Annotated in this window: 20 protein-coding genes and 1 riboswitch; of the genes, 7 read left to right on the forward strand and 13 right to left on the reverse strand. The window is 56.3% G+C overall.

Annotation, left to right across the window (positions count from 1 at the left end; translation table 11 throughout):
- Positions 1-299: 299 nt before the first annotated feature.
- A complete protein-coding gene (gene murI / locus KK102_RS20355; RefSeq protein WP_126546022.1) occupies positions 300-1,151 on the reverse strand; it encodes a glutamate racemase in 852 nt (283 codons plus the stop codon).
- A complete protein-coding gene (btuB, locus tag KK102_RS20360) occupies positions 1,096-2,943 on the reverse strand; it encodes a TonB-dependent vitamin B12 receptor BtuB (protein WP_126546023.1) in 1,848 nt (615 codons plus the stop codon). The genes murI and btuB overlap by 56 nt, the downstream gene beginning before the upstream one ends.
- A gap of 66 nt (positions 2,944-3,009) precedes the next feature.
- A riboswitch (cobalamin riboswitch) is annotated at positions 3,010-3,185 on the reverse strand.
- 104 nt (positions 3,186-3,289) lie between these two features.
- Between btuB and trmA the strand changes: the two genes are divergently transcribed.
- Positions 3,290-4,390: a tRNA (uridine(54)-C5)-methyltransferase TrmA gene (trmA, locus tag KK102_RS20365; protein WP_216358321.1), complete on the forward strand. Its 1,101-nt coding sequence runs from the start codon at positions 3,290-3,292 to the stop codon at positions 4,388-4,390.
- Positions 4,391-4,469: 79 nt separating this feature from the next.
- On the opposite strand, the gene KK102_RS20370 is transcribed toward trmA, so the two are convergent.
- Together KK102_RS20370 and fabR are read right to left on the reverse strand one after the other, a co-directional pair.
- Entirely contained in the window at positions 4,470-4,829 is a 360-nt protein-coding gene (locus tag KK102_RS20370) for a YijD family membrane protein (protein ID WP_042713638.1), read from the reverse strand.
- 9 nt (positions 4,830-4,838) lie between these two features.
- On the reverse strand, positions 4,839-5,477 hold the full coding sequence (gene fabR / locus KK102_RS20375) for an HTH-type transcriptional repressor FabR (RefSeq protein WP_008501784.1): 639 nt from the start codon (positions 5,475-5,477) through the stop codon (positions 4,839-4,841).
- 196 nt (positions 5,478-5,673) lie between these two features.
- Here fabR and sthA point away from each other — a divergent pair, with 196 nt between their 5' ends.
- Positions 5,674-7,074, forward strand: coding sequence for a Si-specific NAD(P)(+) transhydrogenase (gene sthA / locus KK102_RS20380; RefSeq protein WP_126546025.1), 1,401 nt, complete (start codon positions 5,674-5,676; stop codon positions 7,072-7,074).
- On the opposite strand, the gene oxyR is transcribed toward sthA, so the two are convergent.
- The 4 genes from oxyR to argC form a co-directional block, all read right to left on the reverse strand.
- A complete protein-coding gene (gene oxyR / locus KK102_RS20385) occupies positions 7,057-7,974 on the reverse strand; it encodes a DNA-binding transcriptional regulator OxyR (protein WP_023309664.1) in 918 nt (305 codons plus the stop codon). The genes sthA and oxyR overlap by 18 nt on opposite strands.
- Before the next feature lie 305 nt (positions 7,975-8,279).
- On the reverse strand, positions 8,280-9,653 hold the full coding sequence (gene argH / locus KK102_RS20390) for an argininosuccinate lyase (protein ID WP_216358322.1): 1,374 nt from the start codon (positions 9,651-9,653) through the stop codon (positions 8,280-8,282).
- A 77-nt stretch (positions 9,654-9,730) separates the two neighbouring features.
- Positions 9,731-10,507 (reverse strand): acetylglutamate kinase, encoded by a 777-nt coding sequence (argB, locus tag KK102_RS20395; protein ID WP_090420882.1) that lies wholly within the window; start codon positions 10,505-10,507, stop codon positions 9,731-9,733.
- 6 nt (positions 10,508-10,513) lie between these two features.
- Positions 10,514-11,518 carry an N-acetyl-gamma-glutamyl-phosphate reductase gene (argC, locus tag KK102_RS20400; RefSeq protein WP_126546027.1) on the reverse strand — a complete coding sequence of 335 codons (1,005 nt, stop codon included), beginning with the start codon at positions 11,516-11,518 and terminating at the stop codon, positions 10,514-10,516.
- A gap of 88 nt (positions 11,519-11,606) precedes the next feature.
- On the opposite strand from argC, the gene argE reads away from it, so the two are divergent.
- The 3 genes from argE (at position 11,607) to KK102_RS20415 (ending at position 16,660) form a co-directional block, all read left to right on the forward strand.
- A complete protein-coding gene (gene argE / locus KK102_RS20405) occupies positions 11,607-12,758 on the forward strand; it encodes an acetylornithine deacetylase (protein ID WP_126546028.1) in 1,152 nt (383 codons plus the stop codon).
- Between the two features lie 306 nt (positions 12,759-13,064).
- Positions 13,065-15,716, forward strand: coding sequence for a phosphoenolpyruvate carboxylase (ppc, locus tag KK102_RS20410; protein ID WP_089599276.1), 2,652 nt, complete (start codon positions 13,065-13,067; stop codon positions 15,714-15,716).
- A gap of 95 nt (positions 15,717-15,811) precedes the next feature.
- Positions 15,812-16,660 (forward strand): helix-turn-helix transcriptional regulator, encoded by an 849-nt coding sequence (locus KK102_RS20415; protein WP_216358323.1) that lies wholly within the window; start codon positions 15,812-15,814, stop codon positions 16,658-16,660.
- On the opposite strand, the gene KK102_RS20420 is transcribed toward KK102_RS20415, so the two are convergent.
- The 5 genes from KK102_RS20420 to KK102_RS20440 are packed head-to-tail and all read right to left on the reverse strand — an operon-like array spanning position 16,632 to position 21,611.
- Entirely contained in the window at positions 16,632-17,003 is a 372-nt protein-coding gene (locus KK102_RS20420; RefSeq protein ID WP_216358324.1) for a PTS fructose-like transporter subunit IIB, read from the reverse strand. The two genes, KK102_RS20415 and KK102_RS20420, sit on opposite strands and share 29 nt — an antisense overlap.
- 2 nt (positions 17,004-17,005) lie before the next feature.
- Positions 17,006-17,881, reverse strand: coding sequence for a [formate-C-acetyltransferase]-activating enzyme (locus tag KK102_RS20425; RefSeq protein ID WP_126546030.1), 876 nt, complete (start codon positions 17,879-17,881; stop codon positions 17,006-17,008).
- A complete protein-coding gene (locus KK102_RS20430; RefSeq protein WP_216358325.1) occupies positions 17,847-20,144 on the reverse strand; it encodes a formate C-acetyltransferase in 2,298 nt (765 codons plus the stop codon). The genes KK102_RS20425 and KK102_RS20430 overlap by 35 nt, the downstream gene beginning before the upstream one ends.
- Positions 20,145-20,196: 52 nt before the next feature.
- Complete coding sequence (locus tag KK102_RS20435) at positions 20,197-20,517, reverse strand: PTS fructose-like transporter subunit IIB (protein WP_126546032.1); 321 nt, start codon at positions 20,515-20,517, stop codon at positions 20,197-20,199.
- A gap of 14 nt (positions 20,518-20,531) precedes the next feature.
- Positions 20,532-21,611: a PTS fructose transporter subunit EIIC gene (locus KK102_RS20440; RefSeq protein ID WP_126546033.1), complete on the reverse strand. Its 1,080-nt coding sequence runs from the start codon at positions 21,609-21,611 to the stop codon at positions 20,532-20,534.
- Between the two features lie 301 nt (positions 21,612-21,912).
- On the opposite strand from KK102_RS20440, the gene ptsP reads away from it, so the two are divergent.
- Both ptsP and fsa read left to right on the forward strand, forming a co-directional pair.
- A complete protein-coding gene (ptsP, locus tag KK102_RS20445) occupies positions 21,913-24,414 on the forward strand; it encodes a phosphoenolpyruvate--protein phosphotransferase (protein WP_216358326.1) in 2,502 nt (833 codons plus the stop codon).
- 14 nt (positions 24,415-24,428) lie between these two features.
- A complete protein-coding gene (gene fsa / locus KK102_RS20450; protein WP_126546035.1) occupies positions 24,429-25,091 on the forward strand; it encodes a fructose-6-phosphate aldolase in 663 nt (220 codons plus the stop codon).
- Positions 25,092-25,101: the final 10 nt, after the last annotated feature.

The raw sequence follows: 25,101 nt of genomic DNA on the forward strand, positions 1-25,101 counted from the left end.
CATTAAGAATCCATGTCACTTTGAGTGCCCACACAGATTGTCTGATAAATTGTTAAAGAGCAGTGCAACGCGGCTTTCGCTCACCGTTGCGAGGTCCCGTATATTACGTTTTCCTCATTCAGAGTCAAGCAATTATTTTCACTTTTCTCTGTTGGCGTTCATCTCTGAACCCCGCTAACCCGGCGGCCTGTAAGCCGTTGTTCCGTGTCAGTGGAGGCGCATTATAGGGAGTTCTCAGACGTTGACAACCCCTCTTTTAAAAAAAACGTTTAACCGTCTCTTTTTTGCGCAAAACTGTGTCAGAGCGCCAGTTTTTCGAGCGTTTCAAACCCATAACGACGTAAAACGGGTAAAAGTTGCTCAGTTTCATTTGTTATCGCCATACAAAACGCGATATTCGCGTCAGACGATTTTGCCTCCGGCGCTTCATGTTCCAGCAGCCAGGCCGTGCGTCGAGCGATGGCGGCACCAGAATCCACCAGCCGAGTTCCTTCCGGGAGTACCTCTAACAGTTCTTCCTGTAATAGAGGGAAGTGAGTACAGCCCAGCACAACCGTATCCGGCGGCTCCGGCATCCGCAGCCACGGGCGAAGAATACGACGCAGCTCATCGAGCGATACCGCCTTTCCGTGCAACTTGGCTTCCGCCATCTCCACCAGCTCCGCCGAACCGAGCATCGCAATCTGGCATTCATTAGCGAAACGATCGATCAGCTCGCGGGTATAAGGACGTTTTACCGTGCCACGCGTGGCCAGCAAACCGACGATACCATTCGCCGTCAAACGCGCAGCAGGTTTAATCGCAGGCACAACACCCACAACCGGGAACGGGAATTTTTCACGCAGGGCAGGAAGGGAGACCGTGCTCGCCGTATTGCAGGCAATAACCGCCAGCGCCAGGGGATAGCGCTGTTGAACCGCAGTGACGATTTCCACCACGCGCTCGACAATAAAATCTTCGCTCTTTTCCCCATACGGGAAAGCGACGTTATCGAAGGCGTAGATGTAATGGAGATCCGGCAGGAGATGCCGAATCTCATCATAGACCGAAAGCCCACCGACGCCGGAATCAAACACCAGCACGGTGGGACGCGGATTAGAAGGTGTAGCTGCCAGACAAGGTGTATTCCCGTCCTGCAGTTTGATAGCCATAAACTGTCTCGTAATCTTTATCGAACAGGTTGGCTATTTTACCACGAACTGTAAGGTGTGAGGTGACAGGATACGAAACTGCGACATCCCACAGGCTTACGCCGCCCATTTGCACGCGTTCTGTTGCATAGGTATTCGGATCAACCGCAACGTCATATCGCGAGCCCAGATAGCGGTAGGCCACGTTCCAGTCGAGATCCCATACCTGCCAGTCAAGCTGATACTTTACCTGCTGCTTAGAGCGGCGGACCAGCACTTCGTTGGTTTTGGCATTACGTGGATCGACATAATCATAGGAAATCTGATGTCGAACCGGGCCAGTATCAAACTGTGCTGTGGCTTCAATCCCTTTAATACGGGCTTCGTTCACGTTATAGAACCGATAATTAGCGTCATAGCCGATCAGGTTATCAATGTCGTTACGATATCCGGTAATGCGCCAGTTCACCGGACCCGTTAGCCCTTCAAATCCCCCTTCCCACTGCTTGCTCTCTTCCGGCTTAAGATTCGGATTGCCATAATCTTCGCTGTGGAGTTGACTCATGGTTGGCGCTTTATAGGCCGTGCCATAAGAGCCGATAATGCGATACCCATCGATAAACTCCCATGCCGCACTGGTTTGCCAGGTGCTATGGTTACCAAAACTGGAGTTATCATCATTACGCGCAGCGGCTTCCAGGGTAACACTGCTAAACTGCTGCATTGCCGAGAGGAAAACGCCCGTATTGTGCTGCTCGTAACCATTTTTCATATTACCCGTACCGGCCTGCGTCTTTTGCTTCTGCCAGTCCAGACCCACGCCAATATTACCGTGACCCACTTCAACAGTATTCAGCCACTGCGTCGTGTACTGCTTCACGTCATCCATTGAGGCGGAATCAGCGTAACGCCCTTTCTTCGGATCATAGTTCTGATCTTTACTGCGGCCGTAACCCGCCACCAGCTGAGACTGGAAAATCCCCTGGTTGTAACGCAGACCGGTATCCCAGTTCTGGCTGTAAAGCTGGCGGGTATCCGGGCGTCCATCAATCGTAAATCCAGTGTAATGATCGTAACCGTCATACGCCGTGCGGTTGTCATAACCAAAGCCACGGAAGAATCCGCTCACGTTATCGGTAATTTGCTGTTCCACGGAACCATACAGCGATTTACTCATAAAACCATCGCGGTCAGGCTGGCGCGGCGCATCCTGGGCAGCAATATCAAAGCCGCGGGTATAAGTGTAGTTACCCGCCAGGGTGATTTTGGTTTTATCCAGCACCTGCTGGAAGGCACCATCATAGGTCTGATAGCCCTTAGAGCCGACGCCCGCTGAGATTTCTGCTCCAGGCTTGTCGCGCCCTGTAATGATGTTAATCACGCCGCCAATCGCGTCAGAGCCATACAGCGCAGAACGCGGGCCACGGATGTATTCGATTCTCTGAATCAGCGAGGTTGGAATTTGGCTCAGATCGGGAACGTTGCTGATCCCGGCACTGTTCAACGGTACACCGTCAATCAGGACCAGAACATGACGGGATTCAGTGCCGCGAATGAAGGTAGAAGAGTTTGCACCGAGGCCACCGCTTTGCGCGATATCTACGCCTGGTAGACGTGACATAATCTCCACCACGCTCTTTGCCTGCCAGCGCTCAATATCCTCACGCGTCACCACGGAAGTCGGCGCCAGAACAGTTTTTGCCGGTTGTTCAAAACGATTTGCCGTTACCACCAACGAGTCGGCGCTATCCTGCGCCCAGCCCGAAAATGCCGTGACGGACAACGCCGTCAGCAGCGATACTTTTTTAATCATTGTTAAAGCATCCACAATATAAGAAGGATGCCGCAGGCCTCATCGATAGCACGCGATGATGAAACCAAATGCGACGTGATCCCGGCAGGTCTTCGGGCTAGGTGGCGTTATACGGATGAAGACTTCCCATGTTCACAGTGTCTACAACTCTCATCCCGCCAGTCTTTACCGCTGCGCGTCAGCTCCAGATTTACACTGGATTCCCTTTTCACTCTCAGGAGACCGGAAACAGAATGCTACAATTAGATACGTATAGATGTCCAGATAGCTATTGGCCATTAAATCTGGACATCCCCTGAACAATGCCTACAATCCCCGCGTAATTCTTTATCACTCAGGACGCATCATGACCCCAGAACACCTCCCGACAGAACAGTACGACGCGCAGCTGGCAGAGAAAGTCGTCCGCCTGCAAAGTATGATGACGCCTTTCAACGCGCCCGTTCCCGAGGTGTTCCGCTCTCCTGTCAGCCACTACCGCATGCGCGCCGAGTTTCGCATCTGGCACGACGGTGACGACCTGTACCACATCATTTTCGACCAGCAGACAAAGTCCCGTATTCGCGTGGACAGCTTTCCGGCGGCGAGCGAGCTCATTAACCAGCTAATGACGCTGATAATGGACGGCGTGCGCAACAATCCGGTACTGCGTAACAAGCTTTTCCAGATTGACTACCTGACCACGCAAAGCAATCAGGCGATTGTCTCCCTGCTGTACCACAAAGCTCTGAACGACGAGTGGCGCGAACAGGCAGAAGCGCTGCGCGACGCGCTGCGCGCTCAGAACATCAACGTTCACCTGATTGGCCGCGCGACCAAAACTAAAATCATGCTGGATCAGGACTACATCGACGAACGCCTGCCGGTAGCGGGTAAAGAGATGGTTTACCGTCAGGTGGAAAATAGCTTCACCCAGCCGAACGCCGCGATGAACGTGCAGATGCTGGAGTGGGCGCTGAAGGCGACGGAAGGGTCTAAGGGCGATCTGCTGGAGCTGTACTGCGGTAACGGCAACTTCTCGCTGGCGCTGGCGCGTAACTTCGATCGCGTGCTGGCAACGGAAATCGCCAAGCCGTCGGTTGCTGCCGCGCAGTACAACATTGCCGCCAACCATATCGACAACGTGCAAATCATTCGCATGGCCGCTGAAGAGTTTACCCAGGCCATGAACGGCGTTCGCCAGTTTAACCGCCTGGAAGGGATCGATCTGAAGAGCTACCAGTGTGAGACGATTTTTGTCGACCCGCCGCGCAGTGGCCTGGACAGCGAAACCGAAAAGATGGTGCAGGCGTACCCGCGCATTTTGTACATCTCCTGTAACCCGGAGACGCTGTGCAAGAACCTCGAAACATTGAGCCAGACGCACAAGGTTGAACGTCTGGCGCTGTTCGATCAGTTCCCATACACGCACCATATGGAGTGCGGTGTTTTACTTACCGCACGGTGATCTGTAGGCCGGATAAGCGTAGCGCCATCCGGCGTTTTTGGCAGGTGGCGCTTCGCTTACCTGCCCTACAAATAATTCATTACTCTGGTAACTGGCTCTTGCGGCTACGCATGCGCGAACCAATCCAGAACACCAGCGCCACAGACAGTACCGCAGGGAGGAAGTTAGAGCCGATATCCGGATACTCCGCGCGCACCACGGTGCTATACAGCAAGACGCCCAGAATAAAGCAGGCAGCGGCCAGCCCCGGTAACCCCACCGGCATGGTGCGGTTCAGGTAACGTTGATGCAGGCAGTAAACCGTCAGCACCAGCGCAATAAGCGGGAAAATCGAAAACGGCACGATTGAGCTAAAAATAGCGGCAAACGTACCATTAATGGATAAGCCAGCGATCAATGCCAGCAACAGCGTCCCTTTATCCTGACCTGACTGTTTCATTACTCACCTTCACTCTTCGGTTTGATGTGCCAGTTTCTCTTGTTCACGGCGATACCAGTAGTACGCGCCTTTGGAGATCATCCTGAGCTGTAATACCAGTCGCTCTTCGAGCTGCTTGCGTTGTTCAATGCTGACATCCAGCGCTTCAGCACCCGCGCTGAAAACAATCGTCACCATGGCTTCGGCCTGTGCTTCAGTAAACGCACGCGGCATATGGTTTTCGAGTTCCAGATAGTCGGCAAGTTCCGCAATGAAGTGCTGAATTTCACGCGCGACGGCGGCACGAAACGCCGCCGATGTGCCCGAACGCTCGCGCAGAAGCAGACGAAACGCGTTGGGGTTATTGCCGATAAACTCCATAAAGGTCGACACGGAGGTGCGGATCACGCTGCCCCCTTTGGCGATACGCTGACGCGCCTGGCGCATCAGCTGACGCAGCATCAGGCCGCTCTCGTCGACCATGGTAAGGCCCAGTTCATCCACATCACGGAAGTGACGATAGAAGGACGTTGGCGCAATCCCGGCCTCGCGTGCGACTTCGCGCAGGCTCAAACTGGCAAAACTCCGCTCAGCACTCAGTTGACTGAATGCTGCTTCCACCAGCGAACGCCGGGTTTTCTCTTTTTGTTGTGCTCTTACGCCCATCACGATAGTTGAATCCTTCCAAAGGCCTGATGGCACTATACCAGAGAATAAAATTAATCTGTTTGCCTGGCTTTGTGAATGATTGTTTACGTGCGGTTTGTGCTCCACTGCCGGAAAAAAGCACAACGATAATTGGGTTACTCCGGCAATGATGTTATGATTCTGTTGCTTTTATGTATAAGAACAGGTAAGCCTTGCCATGCCACATTCCTACGATTACGACGCAATAGTTATTGGTTCCGGCCCCGGCGGCGAAGGCGCTGCTATGGGTCTGGTGAAACAGGGAGCCAGAGTAGCGGTCATTGAGCGCTACCATAATGTCGGCGGCGGTTGCACCCACTGGGGCACCATCCCTTCGAAAGCCCTCCGCCACGCCGTTAGCCGCATTATTGAATTTAACCAGAACCCTCTCTACAGCGACCACTCCCGACTTCTTCGTTCCTCCTTTGCCGACATCCTGAATCACGCGGATACCGTCATTAACCAGCAGACGCGCATGCGTCAGGGGTTTTATGAGCGTAACCACTGTGAGATTTTGCAGGGCAATGCGCATTTTGTGGATGAACACACTCTGGCGCTCGAATGCCACGACGGTTCGGTTGAAACCCTCACCGCCGAAAAATTTGTTATCGCCTGCGGTTCACGCCCATACCATCCGGCAGACGTGGACTTCTCACACCCGCGCATTTACGACAGCGACTCCATTCTCAGCCTGCAGCACGAGCCACGCCATGTGATCATCTATGGCGCGGGCGTGATTGGCTGCGAATATGCGTCGATTTTCCGCGGAATGGAGGTCAAAGTTGATCTCATCAACACCCGTGACCGCCTGCTGGCATTCCTCGATCAGGAGATGTCAGACTCCCTCTCCTATCACTTCTGGAACAGCGGCGTAGTCATTCGCCACAACGAAGAGTACGAGAAGATCGAAGGCTGCGACGACGGGGTGATCATGCACCTGAAGTCAGGCAAAAAGCTGAAAGCCGACTGCCTGCTGTACGCCAACGGCCGTACCGGCAACACGGATTCACTGCAGCTGGAAAATATCGGGCTTGAGACCGACAGCCGCGGTCAGCTGAAGGTCAACAGCATGTACCAGACCGCGCTACCTCACGTTTACGCGGTCGGCGACGTGATTGGTTATCCGAGCCTGGCCTCCGCCGCTTACGACCAGGGGCGCATTGCGGCTCAGGCGCTGGTAAAAGGCGAAGCGACGGCGCACCTGATTGAAGATATCCCGACGGGCATCTACACCATCCCGGAAATCAGTTCCGTAGGGAAAACCGAGCAGCAGCTGACGTCTATGAAGGTGCCTTACGAAGTGGGTCGTGCGCAGTTTAAACATCTGGCGCGGGCGCAAATCGTGGGGATGAGCGTGGGAACGCTGAAGATCCTGTTCCACCGCGAGACGAAAGAGATCCTCGGGATTCACTGCTTTGGTGAACGCGCCGCGGAAATCATTCATATCGGCCAGGCGATAATGGAGCAGAAAGGTGGTGGTAACACCATTGAGTACTTCGTTAACACCACCTTTAACTACCCGACCATGGCGGAAGCCTACCGGGTAGCGGCGCTGAACGGCTTAAACCGCCTGTTTTAACGCGCTGTCAAAATGGCCATCCATCGAACCACGGATGGCCTCTGCCAGCTGCTCATAGCGGCTGCGCAGCGGTGACCCAGGGCGATAAACCAGGCCAATCGTACGACGCGGCTCCGGCTTAATGCACGGCAAATAGACCACGCCATCACGCTTACGCTCGCGCGGCACGGCCAGCGCAGGCAGCAGCGTAATACCGCTTCCCGCCGCGACCATGTTACGCAGCGTTTCCAGGCTGGTTGCGCGGAAATGGGTATCCTCATCCGCACCCGCTTCGAAGCAGAAGCCCATCGCCTGATCGCGCAGGCAGTGGCCATCTTCCAGCATCAGCAGCTTTTCACCCGCCAGATCGGCCATCGGCACGCGATCGCGGTTCGCCCACGGGTGATCTTCATAGATCGCCAGCATCATCGGCTCATCGAACAGCGGCACTTCGATAAAGGCTTCGCTCTCTTTTACCAGCGCCAGAATGGCGCAGTCGAGCTTGCCGCTATCTAACTGCGCAAGCAGCTGATGAGTTTGCGCTTCATGCAGGTACATTTCGAGTTTCGGGAACGTCTGGTGCAGCATCGGAATGATGTGCGGCAACAGGTACGGGCCAACGGTTGGGATCAGGCCGATATGCAGCGGGCCGGACATCGCCTCCCCCTGCTGGCTTGCCATTTCCTTGAGCACTTTGACCTCGCGCAGCACGGTGCGCGCCTGATCCACCAGCAGAAGACCTGCCTGTGTGAACAGAACCTTACGACTGGTGCGCTCCAGCAGCATCACGCCCAGCTCGTCTTCCAGCTTGCGGATCTGACCGCTCAGCGTGGGCTGGCTGACGTGGCAGGAATCTGCCGCGCGGCGAAAGTGACGATGCTCGGCTAACGCTACCAGGTATTCAAGATCACGAATATTCATTATTCATCCTCCGTCGCCACGATAGTTCATGGCGATAGATAGCATAGCAACGAACGATTATCCCTATCAAGCATTCTGTTGAATAATACACCACATAGACGAGGCGGCACGTGTTTGACCCTTGACGTCCCCGCACCGTCAGCGAGTTTCTCTCAAAACTCGAACAACTAAAGCCAACGTGAACTTTTGCGGACCCCGTGGTCCGCTTTTTTTTGCGTAAAAAAAAGCCTGGCGCTAAGCCAGGCTCCGTTTTTCTCCCTCTCCCCGTGGGAGAGGGTCGGGGTGAGGGCACCAGCCCGCACGGTTCAAACCAACCGGCTCTTCGCATCCGAAATCGCCTGCGCCACCTGCTTCGGCGACACGCCGCCTTTCGCCGCACGCTTGTCCAGACAGGACTGCAGCGCCAGAATCGGATACACATCATCCCCGATAACCGCGCTGAACTTCTGCAGATCGGCCAGCGCCAGATCTTCCAGCGGTTTACCCTGACGAATGGCTTCTACTACCGCTTCACCGACAATATGGTGCGCTTCACGGAACGGTACGCCTTTCGCCACCAGGTAGTCCGCCAGCTCGGTGGAGTTTGCATAGCCCTGCTGCGCCGCTTCCTGGCAGCGCGGACGTTTCACCTGAATGCCGTCCAGCACCAGCGCGCCCATATGCAGGCAGTCCAGCCAGGTGTCGAGCGCGTCGAACAGCCCTTCTTTATCTTCCTGCATATCTTTGTTGTACGCCAGCGGCAGCCCTTTCAGGGTCATCATCATGCCGGTCAGCGCACCCTGCACGCGGCCACACTTACCGCGGATCAGCTCCAGCGCGTCCGGGTTTTTCTTCTGCGGCATCAGGGATGAGCCTGAGGTCACGCGATCGGACAGCTCGACGAAGCCGGCTTCACCGGAGTTGAAGAAGATCAGGTCTTCGGCAAAGCGCGACAGGTGCACCATCCCGATAGAGGCATTGGAGAGCAGCTCCAGCACGTGGTCGCGGTCGGACACGCTGTCCAGGCTGTTACGAGTGGCGGAGGCAAAGCCCAGCCAGCCTGCCAGCTGTTCACGGTCGATTTCGTAAGCGGTACCGGCCAGCGCGCCGCTGCCCAGCGGGCTGACGTCCAGACGTTTCAGGGTATCCTGCAGACGGCTTTCATCACGCGCCAGCATCTCAACGTAGGCCAGACACCAGTGCGCAAAGGTCACCGGCTGGGCGCGCTGCAGGTGGGTATAACCCGGCATCACCGCGTCCTGGTTGTTCTGCGCGGTTTCCACCAGCGCGCTCTGCAGCTGACGGTTGGCCGCCAGCAGTTCGCCGACGGTATCTTTACACCACAGCTTCAGGTCGGTGGCGACCTGGTCGTTACGGCTCCGGCCGGTGTGCAGCTTTTTACCCAGCTGGCCGACTTTGTCGATCAGTTTACCTTCCACCCAGCTGTGAATATCTTCGGCATCGCTCTGCAGGATTTGCTGCGGATCCAGACGCACCTCTTCCAGCAGATTGTTCAGCGCTTCTTCCAGCTGTAATTGTTCGTCTGCGGTCAGTACGCCTACCGTTACCAGCGCTTTGGACCAGGCCACAGAGCCGACAATATCCTGTTCGGCCAGGCGGTAGTCGAAGCGCAAAGAGTCGTTGAACTGTTTGAACCGCTGATCCGCTGCCTGTGTAAAACGCCCACCCCAAAGTGCCATAACATGCTTCCTTAATATCTTTGAATTTCATTGCCCGGTGGCGCTGCGCTTACCGGGCCTACAAAACATTAAATCGATTACGCTAAAATACGCGTGCCAATCGGCGTGCCGTTAAACAGCGCCGGAAGCTGCTCCGCGTGACGCCAGGAGGCGATATCCACCGGGCGGCCCAGCGTGCGTGCCGCATCCAGCGCGGCGTTCACTTTGACGATCATGCCGTCGGTAATAATGCCCTGAGCAATCAGCTGCTCGGCTTTCTCAGCCGTCATTTCCGCAATGCGCTGGCCTTTACCGTCCAGAATACCGCTCACGTCGGAGAGCAGGATCAGGTCCGCGCCCAGCGTTGCCGCCAGCGCCGTCGCCGCCTGGTCAGCGTTAACGTTCATCAGCTCGCCCTCTTCGGTCACGCCGATAGAGCTCACCACCGGCAGGAAACCGCCTTCCAGCAGCGTGTTAATCAGCTTAGGCGAACCTGGCTGCGCCAGTCCAACGTGGCCGAGCTCTTCGTCGAGCTGGGTCACTTTTACGCTGTCGCCATCGCCCAGATAGAGGCCCACGGACGCGATATGGTGTTTCTTCGCCCACGCCAGCAGCGTTTTGTTCGCCGTACCCGCCAGCGCACCGGTAATGATGTCGATCTGGTCAGCAGGCGTGACGCGCAGGCCGTTCTTCTTTTTCACCGGCAGGTTGAGCCCTTTCATCAGCTCGTCCACCACGCAACCGCCGCCGTGCACAATCACCAGCGGACGTTGGTGTGATTCACGATAGTTCACCAGCGCGGTAAACAGACGCTCCAGCGCTTCTTCGCTGTCCAGCAGTACACCACCGAGTTTGATAATTAATGGGTTCATCATCACACCTTAAATAAGAGCCTGCGTTTCCGGGAAACCGAAACGAATATTTGCACACTGCATTGCCTGTGCGGCAGCGCCTTTCAGTAAGTTATCTTCTGCGGCGACCACAATTATATGCTCGCCCTGCACGGCAAAGCCGATGTCGCAGAACGGCAGGCCGACCACGTTTTTCAGCGCCGGCACGCCTTTGTCGTACAGACGTACCAGCGGTTTATCCGCGTACGCCTGCGTGAAGGCCTCGCTCACCTGCTCTTTGGTTACGCCAGGCTTCAGGCGGCAGGTAATGGTTTCGAGGATCCCACGCGGGAAGCTACCCAGATGCGGGGTGAAAATCACCTCGGCGCCCAGATGCGTCGTGATCTCAGGGTGATGACGGTGATTAAACACGCCATACGGCTGAAGGCTCACTTCGCAGAAGCTGTTGGAGATAGCGGCCTTGCGCCCTGCTCCGCTCACGCCGCTGGTAGCGTTGATCACCGGCCACTGGTTGAGATCCAGCAGGCCCGCGTCGATCAGCGGCTTCAGGGAAAGCTGCGCCGCCGTCGGGTAGCAGCCCGGCACGGCAATCAGGTGCGCTTCTTTCAGCTTGTCTGCGCTCCACTCCGCCAGGCCGTATACAGCTTTTTCAAGCAGATCCGGGTGCTGATGGGTGAAACCATAATATTTTTCGTAAAACGCGCCGTCGTTAACGCGGAACGCGCCGGAGAGGTCGAAGACTACGCAGCCGGCCGCCAGGAACTGCGGCGCCAGGTCGTGGCTGACCTCGTGCGCGGTGGCTAAAAACACCACGTCGACGCCGTCGGTAAACTCGCTGATGTCAGACATGGGCTGCAGCGGCAGATCGACAATGCCCCTAAGCTGCGGATGCAAATCGGAAATTAACTTTCCTGCATCATTGCTTTGCGCTGACACGGTCAAAGCGGTTATGGTCATATGTGGATGGCGATTCACGTAGCTTACAAGCTCTGCGCCCGCATAACCGCTAGCGCCTACAATCAGCGTATTCAACATCGGGTTCCTTTATGCTCAACGTTAATGTATTTTTATTCACATTTATTGCATGAATATTGATACTATCACGACCTAAGGTGTGTCAACAATGAAAATGAACTTACCGCCATTTATCGAGATCTACCGCGCCCTGATTGCCACTCCGTCCATCAGCGCAACGGAAGAAGCGCTGGATCAGAGCAATGAGTCTTTAATCAATCTGCTGGCGGGTTGGTTTAGCGATCTTGGGTTTAACGTTGAGGTTCAGCCCGTCCCCGGAACACGCCACAAATTCAACCTGCTCGCCAGCACCGGAACCGGTGCGGGCGGCCTGCTGCTGGCCGGTCATACCGACACCGTGCCGTTCGACGACGGCCGCTGGACGCGCGACCCGTTCACCCTGACCGAGCACGACAACAAGCTCTACGGCCTGGGCACCGCCGACATGAAAGGCTTCTTCGCCTTTATCCTCGACGCGCTGCGTGACGTGGACGTGACGAAGCTGAAAAAACCGCTCTACATTCTGGCGACCGCTGATGAAGAGACCAGCATGGCGGGCGCGCGCTACTTTTCTGAAAACACGGCGATTCGCCCGGATTGCGCCATTATCGGTGAGCCGACGTCTCTGCAGCCGATCCGCGCGCATAAAGGCCACATCTCTACCGCCGTGCGCGTGCTGGGCCAGTCCGGCCACTCCAGCGATCCGGCGCGCGGCGTGAACGCCATCGAGCTGATGCATGACGCCATCGGCCGCATCATGACCCTGCGCGACGATCTGAAAGAACGCTATCACTACGAGGCGTTCACCGTACCGTATCCGACCCTGAACCTCGGCAGCCTGCACGGGGGTGATGCTTCCAACCGTATCTGCGCCTGCTGCGAACTACATATGGATATCCGCCCGCTGCCGGGCATGACCCTGAGCGATCTCGACGGCCTGCTGAATGAAGCGCTGGCCCCAGTGAGCGAACGCTGGCCGGGCCGCCTGACGGTCTCGGAACTGCACCCGCCGATCCCGGGCTATGAGTGCCCGCCGGATCACCAGCTGGTCCAGGTGGTGGAAAAACTGCTCGGCGAAAAAACCGACGTGGTGAACTACTGTACCGAAGCGCCGTTTATTCAGACCCTGTGCCCGACACTGGTGCTCGGCCCGGGCTCCATCAACCAGGCCCACCAGCCGGATGAATATCTGGAAACCCGCTTCATCAAGCCCACCCGCGAACTGATTACCCAGGTTGTGCACCACTTCTGCTGGCATTAAAACAGCCCCTCACCCTGCCCTCTCCCCAAAGGGGAGAGGGTGTACAAGTTCCCTCTCCCCTTTGGGGAGAGGGTTAGGGTGAGGGGAGTAAATCCCGCGATCTCCGTCACATTCCCATAAGCATCTCTTATCTGACGCAAAGCGAATTAAATTTCGTAAATTGCCCACATTTATTCGTTTGCTGAACCGTTTTCGCAGCAATTGACGACGGGGGTTTTACGTGGCTTTATAAAGGGAGATGACAAAATAATGTCCAAAAGATTTTCGATTGGGCATAAACAAAAATGATGGGGTGACTGGGTTTTTATGAACGAACAATATTCCGCGTTGCGTAGTAATGTCAGTATGCTCGGCAAAGTGCTTGGAGATACCATCAAAGATGCGTTGGGGGAAAACATCCTCGACCGCGTTGAAACCATCCGCAAGCTGTCTAAATCTTCCCGTGCCGGTAACGAAGCCAATCGTCAGGAGCTGCTCACCACCTTGCAGAACCTGTCAAATGATGAGCTGCTGCCCGTTGCACGCGCATTCAGCCAGTTCCTGAATCTGGCCAACACCGCTGAGCAATACCACAGCATTTCGCCAAATGGCGAAGCTGCCAGCAACCCGGAAGTCATTGCCCGTACGCTTCGTAAACTCAAAGACCAGCCCAATCTCAACGAAGCCACCATCAAAAAAGCGGTGGAATCTCTTTCGCTGGAGCTGGTGCTGACCGCTCACCCAACCGAGATCACTCGTCGTACGCTGATCCACAAAATGGTGGAAGTGAACAACTGTCTTAAGCAGTTGGATAACAAAGACATTGCCGACTACGAGCGCAACCAGCTGATGCGACGCCTGCGCCAGCTGATTGCCCAGTCCTGGCATACCGATGAAATTCGTAAACATCGTCCAAGCCCGGTCGACGAGGCAAAATGGGGCTTTGCGGTGGTGGAAAATAGCCTGTGGGAAGGGATACCAAACTACCTGCGCGAGCTGAACGAACAGCTAGAAGAGAACTTGGGCTACCGCCTGCCGGTTGATTTTGTTCCGGTGCGCTTCACCTCCTGGATGGGCGGCGACCGCGACGGTAACCCGAACGTGACCGCGGAAATCACCCGTCACGTCCTGCTGCTGAGCCGCTGGAAAGCGACCGATCTGTTCCTGAAAGATATTCAGGTACTGATCTCCGAGCTGTCGATGGTTGAAGCAACGCCGGAACTGCGCGCGCTGGCCGGAGAAGAAGGTGCCAGCGAGCCGTACCGTTTCCTGATGAAGAAACTGCGTGGTCAGCTGATGGCGACTCAGGCCTGGCTGGAAGCACGCCTCAAAGGTCAGCGCCTGCCGAAACCCGAAGGTCTGCTCAGCCAGAACGAGCAGCTCTGGGAGCCACTGTACGCCTGTTACCAGTCGCTTCAGGCCTGTGGCATGGGCATCATCGCCAACGGCGAACTGCTCGACACCCTGCGCCGCGTGAAGTGTTTCGGCGTGCCGCTGGTGCGTATCGATGTGCGTCAGGAAAGTACCCGCCATACCGAAGCGCTGGGTGAACTGACCCGCTACCTCGGCATCGGCGATTATGAAAGCTGGTCCGAAGCCGACAAGCAGGCCTTCCTGATCCGCGAGCTGAATTCCAAGCGTCCTCTCCTGCCGCGCAACTGGGAACCAAGCAACGACACGCGCGAAGTGCTCAATACCTGTAAGGCGATCGTGGACGCGCCGAAAGGATCGGTCGCCGCCTATGTGATCTCCATGGCGAAAACCCCGTCCGACGTGCTGGGCGTTCACCTCCTGCTGAAAGAAGCCGGTATCGACTACGCTCTGCCGGTCGCGCCACTCTTTGAAACCCTCGACGACCTGAACAACGCCAACGACGTGATGACGCAGCTGCTGAACATCGACTGGTATCGCGGCTTTATTCAGGGCAAGCAGATGGTGATGATCGGCTATTCCGACTCCGCAAAAGACGCGGGCGTGATGGCGGCATCCTGGGCGCAGTATCAGGCGCAGGACGCACTGATCAAAACCTGCGAGAAAGCCGGTATTGAACTGACCCTGTTCCACGGACGCGGTGGTTCAATCGGCCGTGGCGGCGCGCCTGCTCACGCGGCACTGCTGTCACAACCGCCGGGAAGCCTGAAAGGCGGCCTGCGCGTCACCGAGCAGGGCGAGATGATCCGCTTTAAATACGGCCTGCCGGAAGTGACGATCAGCAGCCTGTCGCTCTACACCAGCGCCATTCTGGAAGCGAACCTGCTGCCGCCGCCGGAGCCGAAAGAATCCTGGTGTCGCATCATGGACGAACTGTCAGATATCTCCTGCGATCTGTACCGCGGCTACGTGCGTGAAAACAAAGATTTCGTGCCTTACTTCCGCTCGGCTACGCCTGAGCAGGAGCTGGGTAAACTGCCGCTGGGCTCTCGCCCGGCCAAGCGTCGCCCAACCGGTGGCGTCGAGTCTCTGCGTGCAATTCCGTGGATCTTCGCCTGGACGCAAAACCGTCTGATGCTGCCCGCCTGGCTGGGTGCCGGTGCTGCACTGCAGAAAGTGGTGGAAGACGGCAAGCAAAATGAACTGGAAACCATGTGCCGCGACTGGCCGTTCTTCTCTACCCGCCTGGGCATGCTTGAGATGGTCTTCTCGAAAGCTGACCTGTGGCTGGCGGAATACTACGATCAGCGTCTGGTGAAACCTGAGCTGTGGGCGCTGGGTAAAGAGCTGCGCGAGCTGCTGGAAGGCGACATCAAAGTGGTACTGGATATCGCCAACGACTCGCACCTGATGGAAGACCTGCCATGGATTGCCGAATCTATCCAGCTGCGTAATATCTACACCGACCCGCTTAACGTCCTGCAGGCAGAGCTGCTGCACCGTTCGCGTCTGGCGGAAGAGGAAGGTAAAGAGCCGGATCCACGCGTCGAACAGGCGTTAATGGTGACGATTGCGGGCGTTGCGGCGGGTATGCGTAACACCGGCTAATGCTTTATGCCCGGCGGCGCTGCGCTTGCACGGGCCTACGTTAAGTAGGCCGGGTAAGCGTTAGCGCCACCCGGCAATATCCTGGTATCCACACCATGCACCACGATATCCCTCACATCCTGAATGACCTGATCAACGGCACCTTGCCGCTGCGTCAGGTGCATTTCGCAAACCCAGCCACCTCCGCCCCCGAACTTGCCCTGCAGGTCGATTTCCCACGTCTGGAAATCGTGCTCGAAGGTTCGGTGAAAGACCAGGCTGCGAGTGTTTTACAGCAGGGTGACGTTTTATACGTCCCGGCTGGCGGCTGGAATAATCCACAATGGCAAGCCCCCGCAACCACGCTGAGCATCCTGTTTGGTAAACAGCAGCTTGGGTTTAGCCTGCTGCACTGGGACGGTGCCGAGGTCCGGAACCTGGCGAAGCAGCACGTTGCCCGCCGCGGACCGCGCATTGGATCGCTTCTCTTACAGACGCTCCATGAAATGCAGATGCAACCGCACGAGCAGCAAACCGCAAGGCTGATTGTCGCCAGCCTGGTTAGCCACTGTGTTGACCTGCTGGGCAGTCAGATCCAGACCGCCACCCGCAGTCAGGCCCTGTTCGAAGCCATCAGGGTTTACATCGATGAACACTACGCCGCACCGCTAACCCGCGAATCTGTTGCCCAGGCGTTTTACATCTCCCCAAACTATCTGTCGCATCTCTTCCAGAAAACGGGCGCAGTGGGTTTCAATGAATACCTGACCCACACCCGGCTGGAGCACGCGCGTCAGTTGCTGAAAGGATATGATTTAAAAGTGAAGGAAGTGGCTCACGCCTGCGGGTTTGTCGACAGTAACTACTTCTGCCGGTTATTCCGGAAAAACACGGAGCGCTCGCCGTCAGAGTACCGTCGCCAGTATCACAGCCAGCTCACCGAAAAAGCGCCGGGTCGAGAATGATCTGTGTATGCTGCGGCGCGGATAGCAATTTTCGTACAGCGCCCATCACCTTCTGCGGATCGCGTAAAAAAGCATTAATTCCGCACTTCACGTAGCGTGCGTTTTCAAAGCGTTCGCTTTCCGCCAGTTCAATATCCGTGATCAGCAGTACCACATCGGCGCGGCGAATATCGTCATCCGTTAGCGCATTCTCAACGCCCAGTGCGCCCTGCGTTTCAATGAGAACACTGCATTTCTCCTGCTGGCAAATTTTCTCCAGCCGTTCTGCGGCCATATAGGTATGCGCAACGCCACTGACGCACGCGGTCACGGCCACCAGATGACGCCCTGTTAGCACTGTCATTCTCAACCTCCTACGGTGACCTGAAATCCTTCACGTTCCGCCATCAGGCGCATGGCTGACACCTCGTCTTCCGTCGGCGGAACCACCTGCCGCATATCCCACTTCTGCCCCAGCAGGCGGTATTTCGGCTCTCCAAACTGATGGAACGGCAGTAAATGCAGCTGCCGTATTCCCGAAGGTAGCAGAAACGCCAGCACGCGCGCCATGTTCGCTTCGTTGAGCGTATAGCCCGGAATAAGCGGCACGCGAGGGATCACGTTTATCCTCTCTGCCACCAGCTGTATAAAATTATGCAACACTCTGGGCAGGTTCATTGCCACCCGCGAGTGCGCCTGCTCCGCGTCCATGATCTTCAAATCAAACAGCACTTCATCGCACTGGCGAGCCAGCGGCATTAATCGGGACAAAGGCGCATCGCCTGCCGTTTCGATGGCCGTATGCACGCCGTAACGACGCAGCCTCTGTAAAAACCGTGTCGCAAAAGGTGCCTGCAGCAACACTTCCCCGCCGGAAAGCGTCACCCCGCCTCCCGAGGAACGAAAGAAGATATCGTCTTTCATTACCTCGTTTTCCAGCGCGTCCAGGGTCACATCTCGCCCGATGTGCTCGAACGCGCCGGAGGGACACTCTTCAGCGTCCCGCAGGCAGGGAGCACAGTGCAGACATTTACTCTCCCGACGCACCGTCTCGATTTTCGGCGAGATCGACTCCGGATTCGCACACCACGGACAGCGGTGAGGGCAGCCTTTAAAAAAAACCACCGTGCGGATACCGCGACCATCATTTAAGGAGTAGCGCTGGATGTTGAAAATACGCGCCACGTCGGCGCGCGTTTCAACCACGTCACAGCTGATGCGCTGTGCGGCGGATAATGTCATCCTGGATCTCCTTCGATAACTCAACAAAGAAGGCGCTGTATCCGGCAACGCGTACCACCAGCCCGGCAAAATCCTGCGGACGCTGTTGCGCTTCACGCAGTGTGTCCGCATTCACTACGTTGAACTGAATATGCTGCAACTTAAGCTGCGTGAAGGCGCGAAGGAAATCCGCCAGCTTTTGCAGCCCGGCATCGCCTTCCAGCGTCGCAGGGGTGAATTTAACGTTTAGCAGCGTACCGTTAGATAACAGATAGTTATCCAGCTTACTTACCGATTTAAGTACCGCCGTCGGGCCCTGCATATCTTGCCCAAGCATCGGCGAGAGTCCGCCGTCTGCCAGTTGCTCACCCGCAAAGCGCCCATCCGGTGTCGCGCCAACTACGGCGCCCAGCGGCACGTGTGCCGATACGGTATAAGAGCCCGGCGTGAACTGCCCGCCGCGCGGGTTCCGATATTTTTCGACCTCTTTACAGTAGTGGCGCAGCAGCTCCGCGCTGATATTGTCCACATCATCGATATCATTACCGTATTTTTCGAAGCGATTGATCAGCCGGGCACGGATTTTTTCGCCCTCAGGGGTGGCAAAGTTCGCTTTTAAAACGGCTAACAGCTCGTCAAAACTTAAGCGCTGCTGTTCAAAGACCAGCCCTTTCAGTGCGTGCAGTGAGTCGCTCAGGTTGGCTATCCCTATCCCCTGTACGCCTGAGAAGTTATAGCGCGCCCCGCCGTCGGTAATGTCTTTCCCCGAATCCAGGCAGTCGCTTATGAATGAAGAGAGTAACGGCACTGGAGCCCAGTCACGATGGCCGATATCACAGATATTGCTCCCCTCGACCATGAGCGCAATGTAGTGATTAATTTTGGTGCGAATATGCTTCAGCAAGCCTTCATAACTCAGCGCTGCGTTTCCTTCGTTCTCCTGCATCGCGATTTCCATCACCTTCAGCAGGTTAAACATGGCGATATCGTGCAATCCATAGGTTTTACCCGGTATCGACAGTTCAACGCAGCCGACGACCGCGTAATCACGCGCGTCTTCCAGCGACACCCCTCGATTGAGGAAGGCAGGCACCACCACTTCATCATTGAAAATCTGCGGAATACCGGTGCCCAGACGGATCGTCTCCGCCGTTTTAAGCAGGAAAGGCCGATCGATAAGTTCGTTAACCCGCACGCCGAGGTTCGGTTGAGGAAGCTGAACGCTCTGGTAAGCATCCAGGCAGAGGAAGGAAAGCACATTCACTGCGCTACGACCGCTTTCCGTCAAACCGCCCAACAACGCGGTATAACCCGTCGGGAAACCAGCAAAATATCGTGCGCTACTGGTTGAACGTAAAAGCACCACGTCATTGCATTTCACCCACAGGGATTCCAGTAGCTCTTTCAGAAACGCGGGAGCGTCCCCCTGAGAGAGTGAAGCCTGATAAAATGGCAACATATACTGGTCGAAGCGCCCGATAGAAAGCGAGCTGGCGTTAGATTCGTATTGCAAAATGACGTTCATATACCAGAACAGCTGACACGCCTGCCAGAACGTTTGCGGCTTATGCTGCGCGTTATGACGCGAGATTTCTGCAATCTTCTGTAATTCTTCACGCCGCGAAGCTTCATCACAGTCGGCCGCAAGCGTTTCAGCCAGCGCGGCATAGCGCAGAATATGACGCTGGGATGCTTCAAGCAGAATCAGCGCGGCGGCATAGAACGTGTTCTGCGCATCGCGGGCGCAGTGTTCGCGCAATTCTGCCACCAGCGCACCCAGGCCGTTATTGAGCAGGCGCGGATAATCAATAATGATATGCCCCTGCCCTTTATCCGTCTGGTTGACGCTGAAAATCTGCGTGCCAACGGCCGCTTTCACCTCGTCCGTCATCTGGCTATTGATGAAATCTTTCATCGACCGCTTTTCCCAGTAGGGATATAGCACGTCACGGTAGATCTGCTTGTCCTCGTCGCTGATGTCGAAGCGATCCTGCGGACGGGTGGCAAACTGATCCAGCTCCTTAAGCAGCCAGTAGGGGTCCATCTCTGGCGACATAATGCCCGCGCGCGGTTTAACGGTCCGGTTCCCGGCAATCAGCTCCTCATCACGAATCGCGATATTCACATGGTCAAGAATGTACGCCGTCGCTTTTGCGCGTCTGATAATCACCGGCTCGCCTTCCGTCTGCCGATGGCTGGCGGTATAGAGCAAAGCACGCTCGAGTGAGATCTCGCGCGAACTGGCAAAGAGTGCGTCTTTCAAACGCTGGGTACGATTCGTCATGAGGGAACTCCTGTAACGGAAAAACGAGCCCGCCCAGAAGGGCGGGAGAGCATCAGGCAATGTGCGCCAGATGGGCATCAATTTTGTTCATGATGGCGTCGGCGCGTTTAACCGCGTCGCTGATGTTGACGCGCACGATGGTTTTCCCGGCAAAACGCTCTTCAAATTTAATGCCGATATCTTTGGTCAGGATCACCATATCTGCAGCGGCAACGTCTTCTGCCGTCAGTTCGTTCTCAAGACCAATCGACCCCTGCGTTTCAACCTTCACTTCCCAGCCTTTGGCTTTAGCAGCGCTTTCCAGCGCTTCGGCAGCCATATAGGTATGGGCAACGCCAGACGGGCATGCTGTTACTGCGATAATTCGGACCATGTTCTCTTCCTCACTCAGTTAATTTCGAAATCCAGATCCAGGTCGTCCTCTTTTTCCTCGACCTGTTTTGCATTCTTCCGGGCAATACTCTTCAGCACGTTGACGCTAAGGGCCGTCACCACCGCCCCGACAGCAACCGCCGCGATGTAGCCCAGCTTGCCTTCGACTACCGGCAGTACGATGAGCCCGCCCCATCCGGCGTAGCACTGCGCGCCCATCACGGCGGCCGTCACCGCACCGCACGCGGAGCCGAGCATGATGGAGGGTATGACACGCAGAGGATCGGCAGCGGCAAAGGGAATGGCCCCTTCGGTGACGCCCACACAGCCCATTACCAGCGCCGCCTTGCCCGCTTCGCGCTCTTCAGCGGTAAAGTTTTTGCGGTTAATCAGCGTCGCCAGACCTAAGCCCAGAGGAGGCACGCAGATGCCTACCGCCGCAATCGCCACCACGGTGTACACACCCTGAGCAACACAGATCAGCATGAAGGCATAGGCGACTTTGTTAATCGGGCCGCCCATGTCGAAGGCCAGCATGAGCCCAATGATGACGGCCAGCACCACAATGCTGCCCTGCTGCATGCCCTGCAGCCACTCGGTTAAGCCCGTCGTCAGTGCGCCTACAGGTTCACCCAAGCCCCACATCATGATGCCTGCGGTAACAAAGGTGCCGATGATAGGGATGATGAAGATAGGCATGACGGATCGCAGGACTTTCGGAACCGGCAGTTTTTTCAGATACCAGACCACTACCCCGCCGAGGATCCCGGCAATAATGGCGCCGAAGAAACCTGCACCGAAGCTGTTACCCACCCAGGCCGCAATAGCGCAAGGTGCCAGCGCGGCGCGCTCGGCAATGGAGTAGCCAATATAGGCGGCCAGGAAGGGTACCATCAGCGTTAACCCCGCCACGCCGATATCGAAGAGCTTTTTGAGATTGGGATCGGTTGCGGCATCCGGTACCGCGCCCTTGCCGTACAACATGACCGAAACCGCCAGCAAAATACCGCCCGCGACCACGAACGGGATCATGTGCGACACCCCGGTCATCAGATGCTGCCGCGTGTTCTTGAGAATATGCACCAACTCTTTCATATGTCGCTCCTGCCTATACCCATAAAGATGTTGTGGCAACAATAGGAAATCAGAAAGACGGCGGACAGGAGACAAAAAGGGCATTTACTGGATTTTTGTAATGTCGAAATAAAAATGCGATCCGCCTCGACATTTCGAAGCCATCTGGTGTTACGCAAACCTTCATAACCTGTGAGTCAAATCTCACTTTTCGCGTGATATTACATTTGTCCAGTGTTTGGCAGATTTGTCACATGGCGCGCGTCATCACCACGCTCGTATGCTGTTCGCCAATGAATGACGATTGGTTTCAGGAGTGTGTATGGCTCTGGTAGTGGAATTTACCTGTGAATTGCCCAACGGTGTTCACGCGCGTCCGGCAAGTCATGTAGAGACGCTGTGCAATACCTTTATCTCGCAAATCGAATGGCACAACCTGCGCACTGACCGTATAGGGGATGCCAAGAGCGCACTGGCGCTGATTGGCACCGACACCCTGGCAGGCGATGCCTGTCGTCTGGTGATCGACGGTGAAGATGAGCAAAGCGCATATCAACAGCTGGAACAATGGCTCCGGAAAGAGTTCCCCCACTGCGACGCGCCGCTTGCGGAAGCTCTCAATACCGAGCTTGATCCGCTGCCAGAATCTCTCACGCGCCTCAATCCTACCCTGTTTCGCGCCCTGCCCGTTTGCAGCGGTAGCACCCGGGGGATTCTGACCTTACTGACCTCGCTGGATCTAAATGCCCTTACGGATTTACCCGACGCAAAAAGCCCAGAAGAGGAGCAGTCTGCGCTGGCCAGCGGCCTTACCCTGCTGGTGAAAAACATCGAGCTGCGCGCGCTGGACAGCGACAGCACCGCCAGCGCCATTCTCGAGGCGCACCGATCGCTGGCGACGGATGCCTCACTGCGACAGCACCTTCTTGCGGGCGTGAGCCAGGGGCTAAGCTGCGCGCAGGCTACAATCGCCACTGCTAACCATTTCTGCGATGCATTCTCTCGTTCCAGCAGCAGCTATCTGCAGGAACGCGTGCTGGATGTGCGCGATGTTTGCTATCAGCTTCTGCAGCAAATCTACGGTGAACAGCGCTTCCCGGCACCGGGCCAGCTGACGCAGCCGACCGTCTGCCTTGCTGACGACCTCACTCCCGGCCAGTTCCTGGAGCTCGATAAAACGTTGCTTAAAGGGCTGCTGTTAAAAAGCGGCGGAACAACCTCGCACACCGTCATTCTTGCACGTTCCTTTAATATTCCCACGCTGGTCGGCGTCGACAGTGAGAGTTTGCTGCAGTGGCGCAATAAACCCGTCTTTGTCGATGGCAATGCCGGTGCGGTCGTGGTCAACGCCAGCGATGCGGTAGCGCGCTACTATCAACAGGAAGCACGGGTACAACAGGCAATACGCGAGCAGCAGCGCATCTGGCTTGACCGAGAAGCCAGAACCTCCGACGGCCTGCGCATTGAGATTGCTGCGAACATTGCCCACGCGGTGGAAGCGCAGGCGGCATTCGGTAACGGCGCCGAGGGCGTTGGCCTGTTCCGCACCGAAATGCTCTATATGGACCGCAGCAGCGCGCCCGGTGAAAACGAGCTCTACAACATTTTCTGTCAGGCGCTGGAAAGCGCAAACGGGCGCAGCATTATCGTGCGCACCATGGATATCGGCGGCGATAAGCCGGTGGAGTACCTGAATATCCCGGCGGAAAACAACCCGTTCCTAGGCTACCGCGCCGTACGCATTTACGAAGAGTACGCAACGCTTTTCACTACCCAGCTTCGGGCGATCCTTCGTGCCTCTGCTCACGGCAACCTGAAGATCATGATCCCGATGATCTCTTCCATGGAAGAGATCCTGTGGGTGAAAGAGAAGCTCGTCGAAGCGAAGCAGCAGCTTCGCGCTGAACACGTTCCTTTTGATGAAAAAATTCCGTTCGGCATCATGCTCGAAGTGCCATCGGTGATGTTCATTATCGATCAGTGCTGCGAAGAGATTGATTTCTTCAGCATTGGCAGTAACGACCTGACGCAGTATCTGCTGGCCGTCGACCGCGATAACGCCAAAGTCACCCGCCACTACAATAGCCTGAACCCGGCCTTCCTGCGCGCACTGGATTACGCGGTACAGGCCGTCCATCGTCAGGGAAAATGGATTGGCCTGTGCGGCGAGCTGGGCGCAAAAGGTTCAGTGCTGCCATTGCTGGTGGGTCTGGGACTGGACGAGCTGAGCATGGGTTCGCCCGCCATTCCGGCGACGAAAGCCCGTCTGGCACAGCTTGATAGCCGCGCCTGCCGCCAGTTGCTGAACCAGGCGATGGCGTGTCGCACCTCGCTTGAAGTGGAACACCTGCTGGCACAGTTCCGTATGAACCAGCAGGACACGCCGCTGGTGACGCCACGCTGTATTTCTCTGGATAAGGACTGGAACAGTAAAGAAGAGGTCATGAAAGGAATGACTGATAACCTGCTGCTCGCCGGACGTTGCCGCTACCCCCGCAAGCTGGAGGCCGATCTGTGGGCGCGCGAAGCCGTATTCTCTACCGGTCTTGGCTTCAGCTTCGCCATTCCGCACAGCAAGTCTGAGCACATTGAGCAATCCACCATCAGCGTCGCACGCCTGAAATCGCCGGTCATGTGGGGCGATGAAGAAGCGCAATTCATCATCATGCTGACGCTCAATAAACACGCCGCGGGCGACCAGCATATGCGTATTTTCTCCCGTCTGGCACGCCGCATCATGCATGACGATTTCCGCAGCGCGCTGGTCAATGCCAGCTCAGAAGAGGCCATCGCCTCCCTGCTGCAACACGAATTAGAACTCTGAAACGAGGAAGAGTAATGGAACTGTATCTGGATACCGCCAACGTGGCGGAAGTTGAACGTCTGGCGCGCATCTTTCCTATTGCGGGCGTCACCACCAACCCAAGCATTATCGCTGCCAGCCGCGAATCCATCTGGGAGGTGCTGCCGCGCCTGCAAAAAGCCATTGGACCAGAAGGCACGCTGTTTGCCCAAACCATGAGCCGCGACGCAGAAGGCATGGTGGCGGAAGCTAAACGCCTGAGTAACGCCATTCCGGATATCGTGGTGAAAATCCCGGTCACTGCGGAGGGGCTTACCGCGATCAAGGCGCTGAAAAAAGAGGGCATTACCACGCTGGGTACTGCCGTTTATAGCGCCGCACAGGGTTTGCTCGCCGCGCTGGCGGGCGCGAAATATGTCGCTCCCTACGTCAACCGCGTTGATGCTCAGGGTGGTGACGGCATTCGCATGGTCCAGGAGCTGCAATCCCTGCTGGAACTGCACGCGCCGGAAAGCAGGGTGCTCGCCGCCAGCTTCAAAACGCCGCGCCAGGCGCTAGACTGCCTTCTCGCCGGATGTGAAGCAATCACGCTTCCTTTAGATGTAGCGCAACAAATGCTCGGTACGCCAGCGGTAGAGTCAGCCATAGAGAAGTTCGAGCAGGACTGGAAAAACGCGTTTGGTAACCTCAACCTCTAAGGGAGAACTG

Origin of the sequence: Enterobacter quasimori (assembly GCF_018597345.1) — a bacterium.
Classification (GTDB): Bacteria; Pseudomonadota; Gammaproteobacteria; order Enterobacterales; family Enterobacteriaceae; genus Enterobacter; species Enterobacter mori.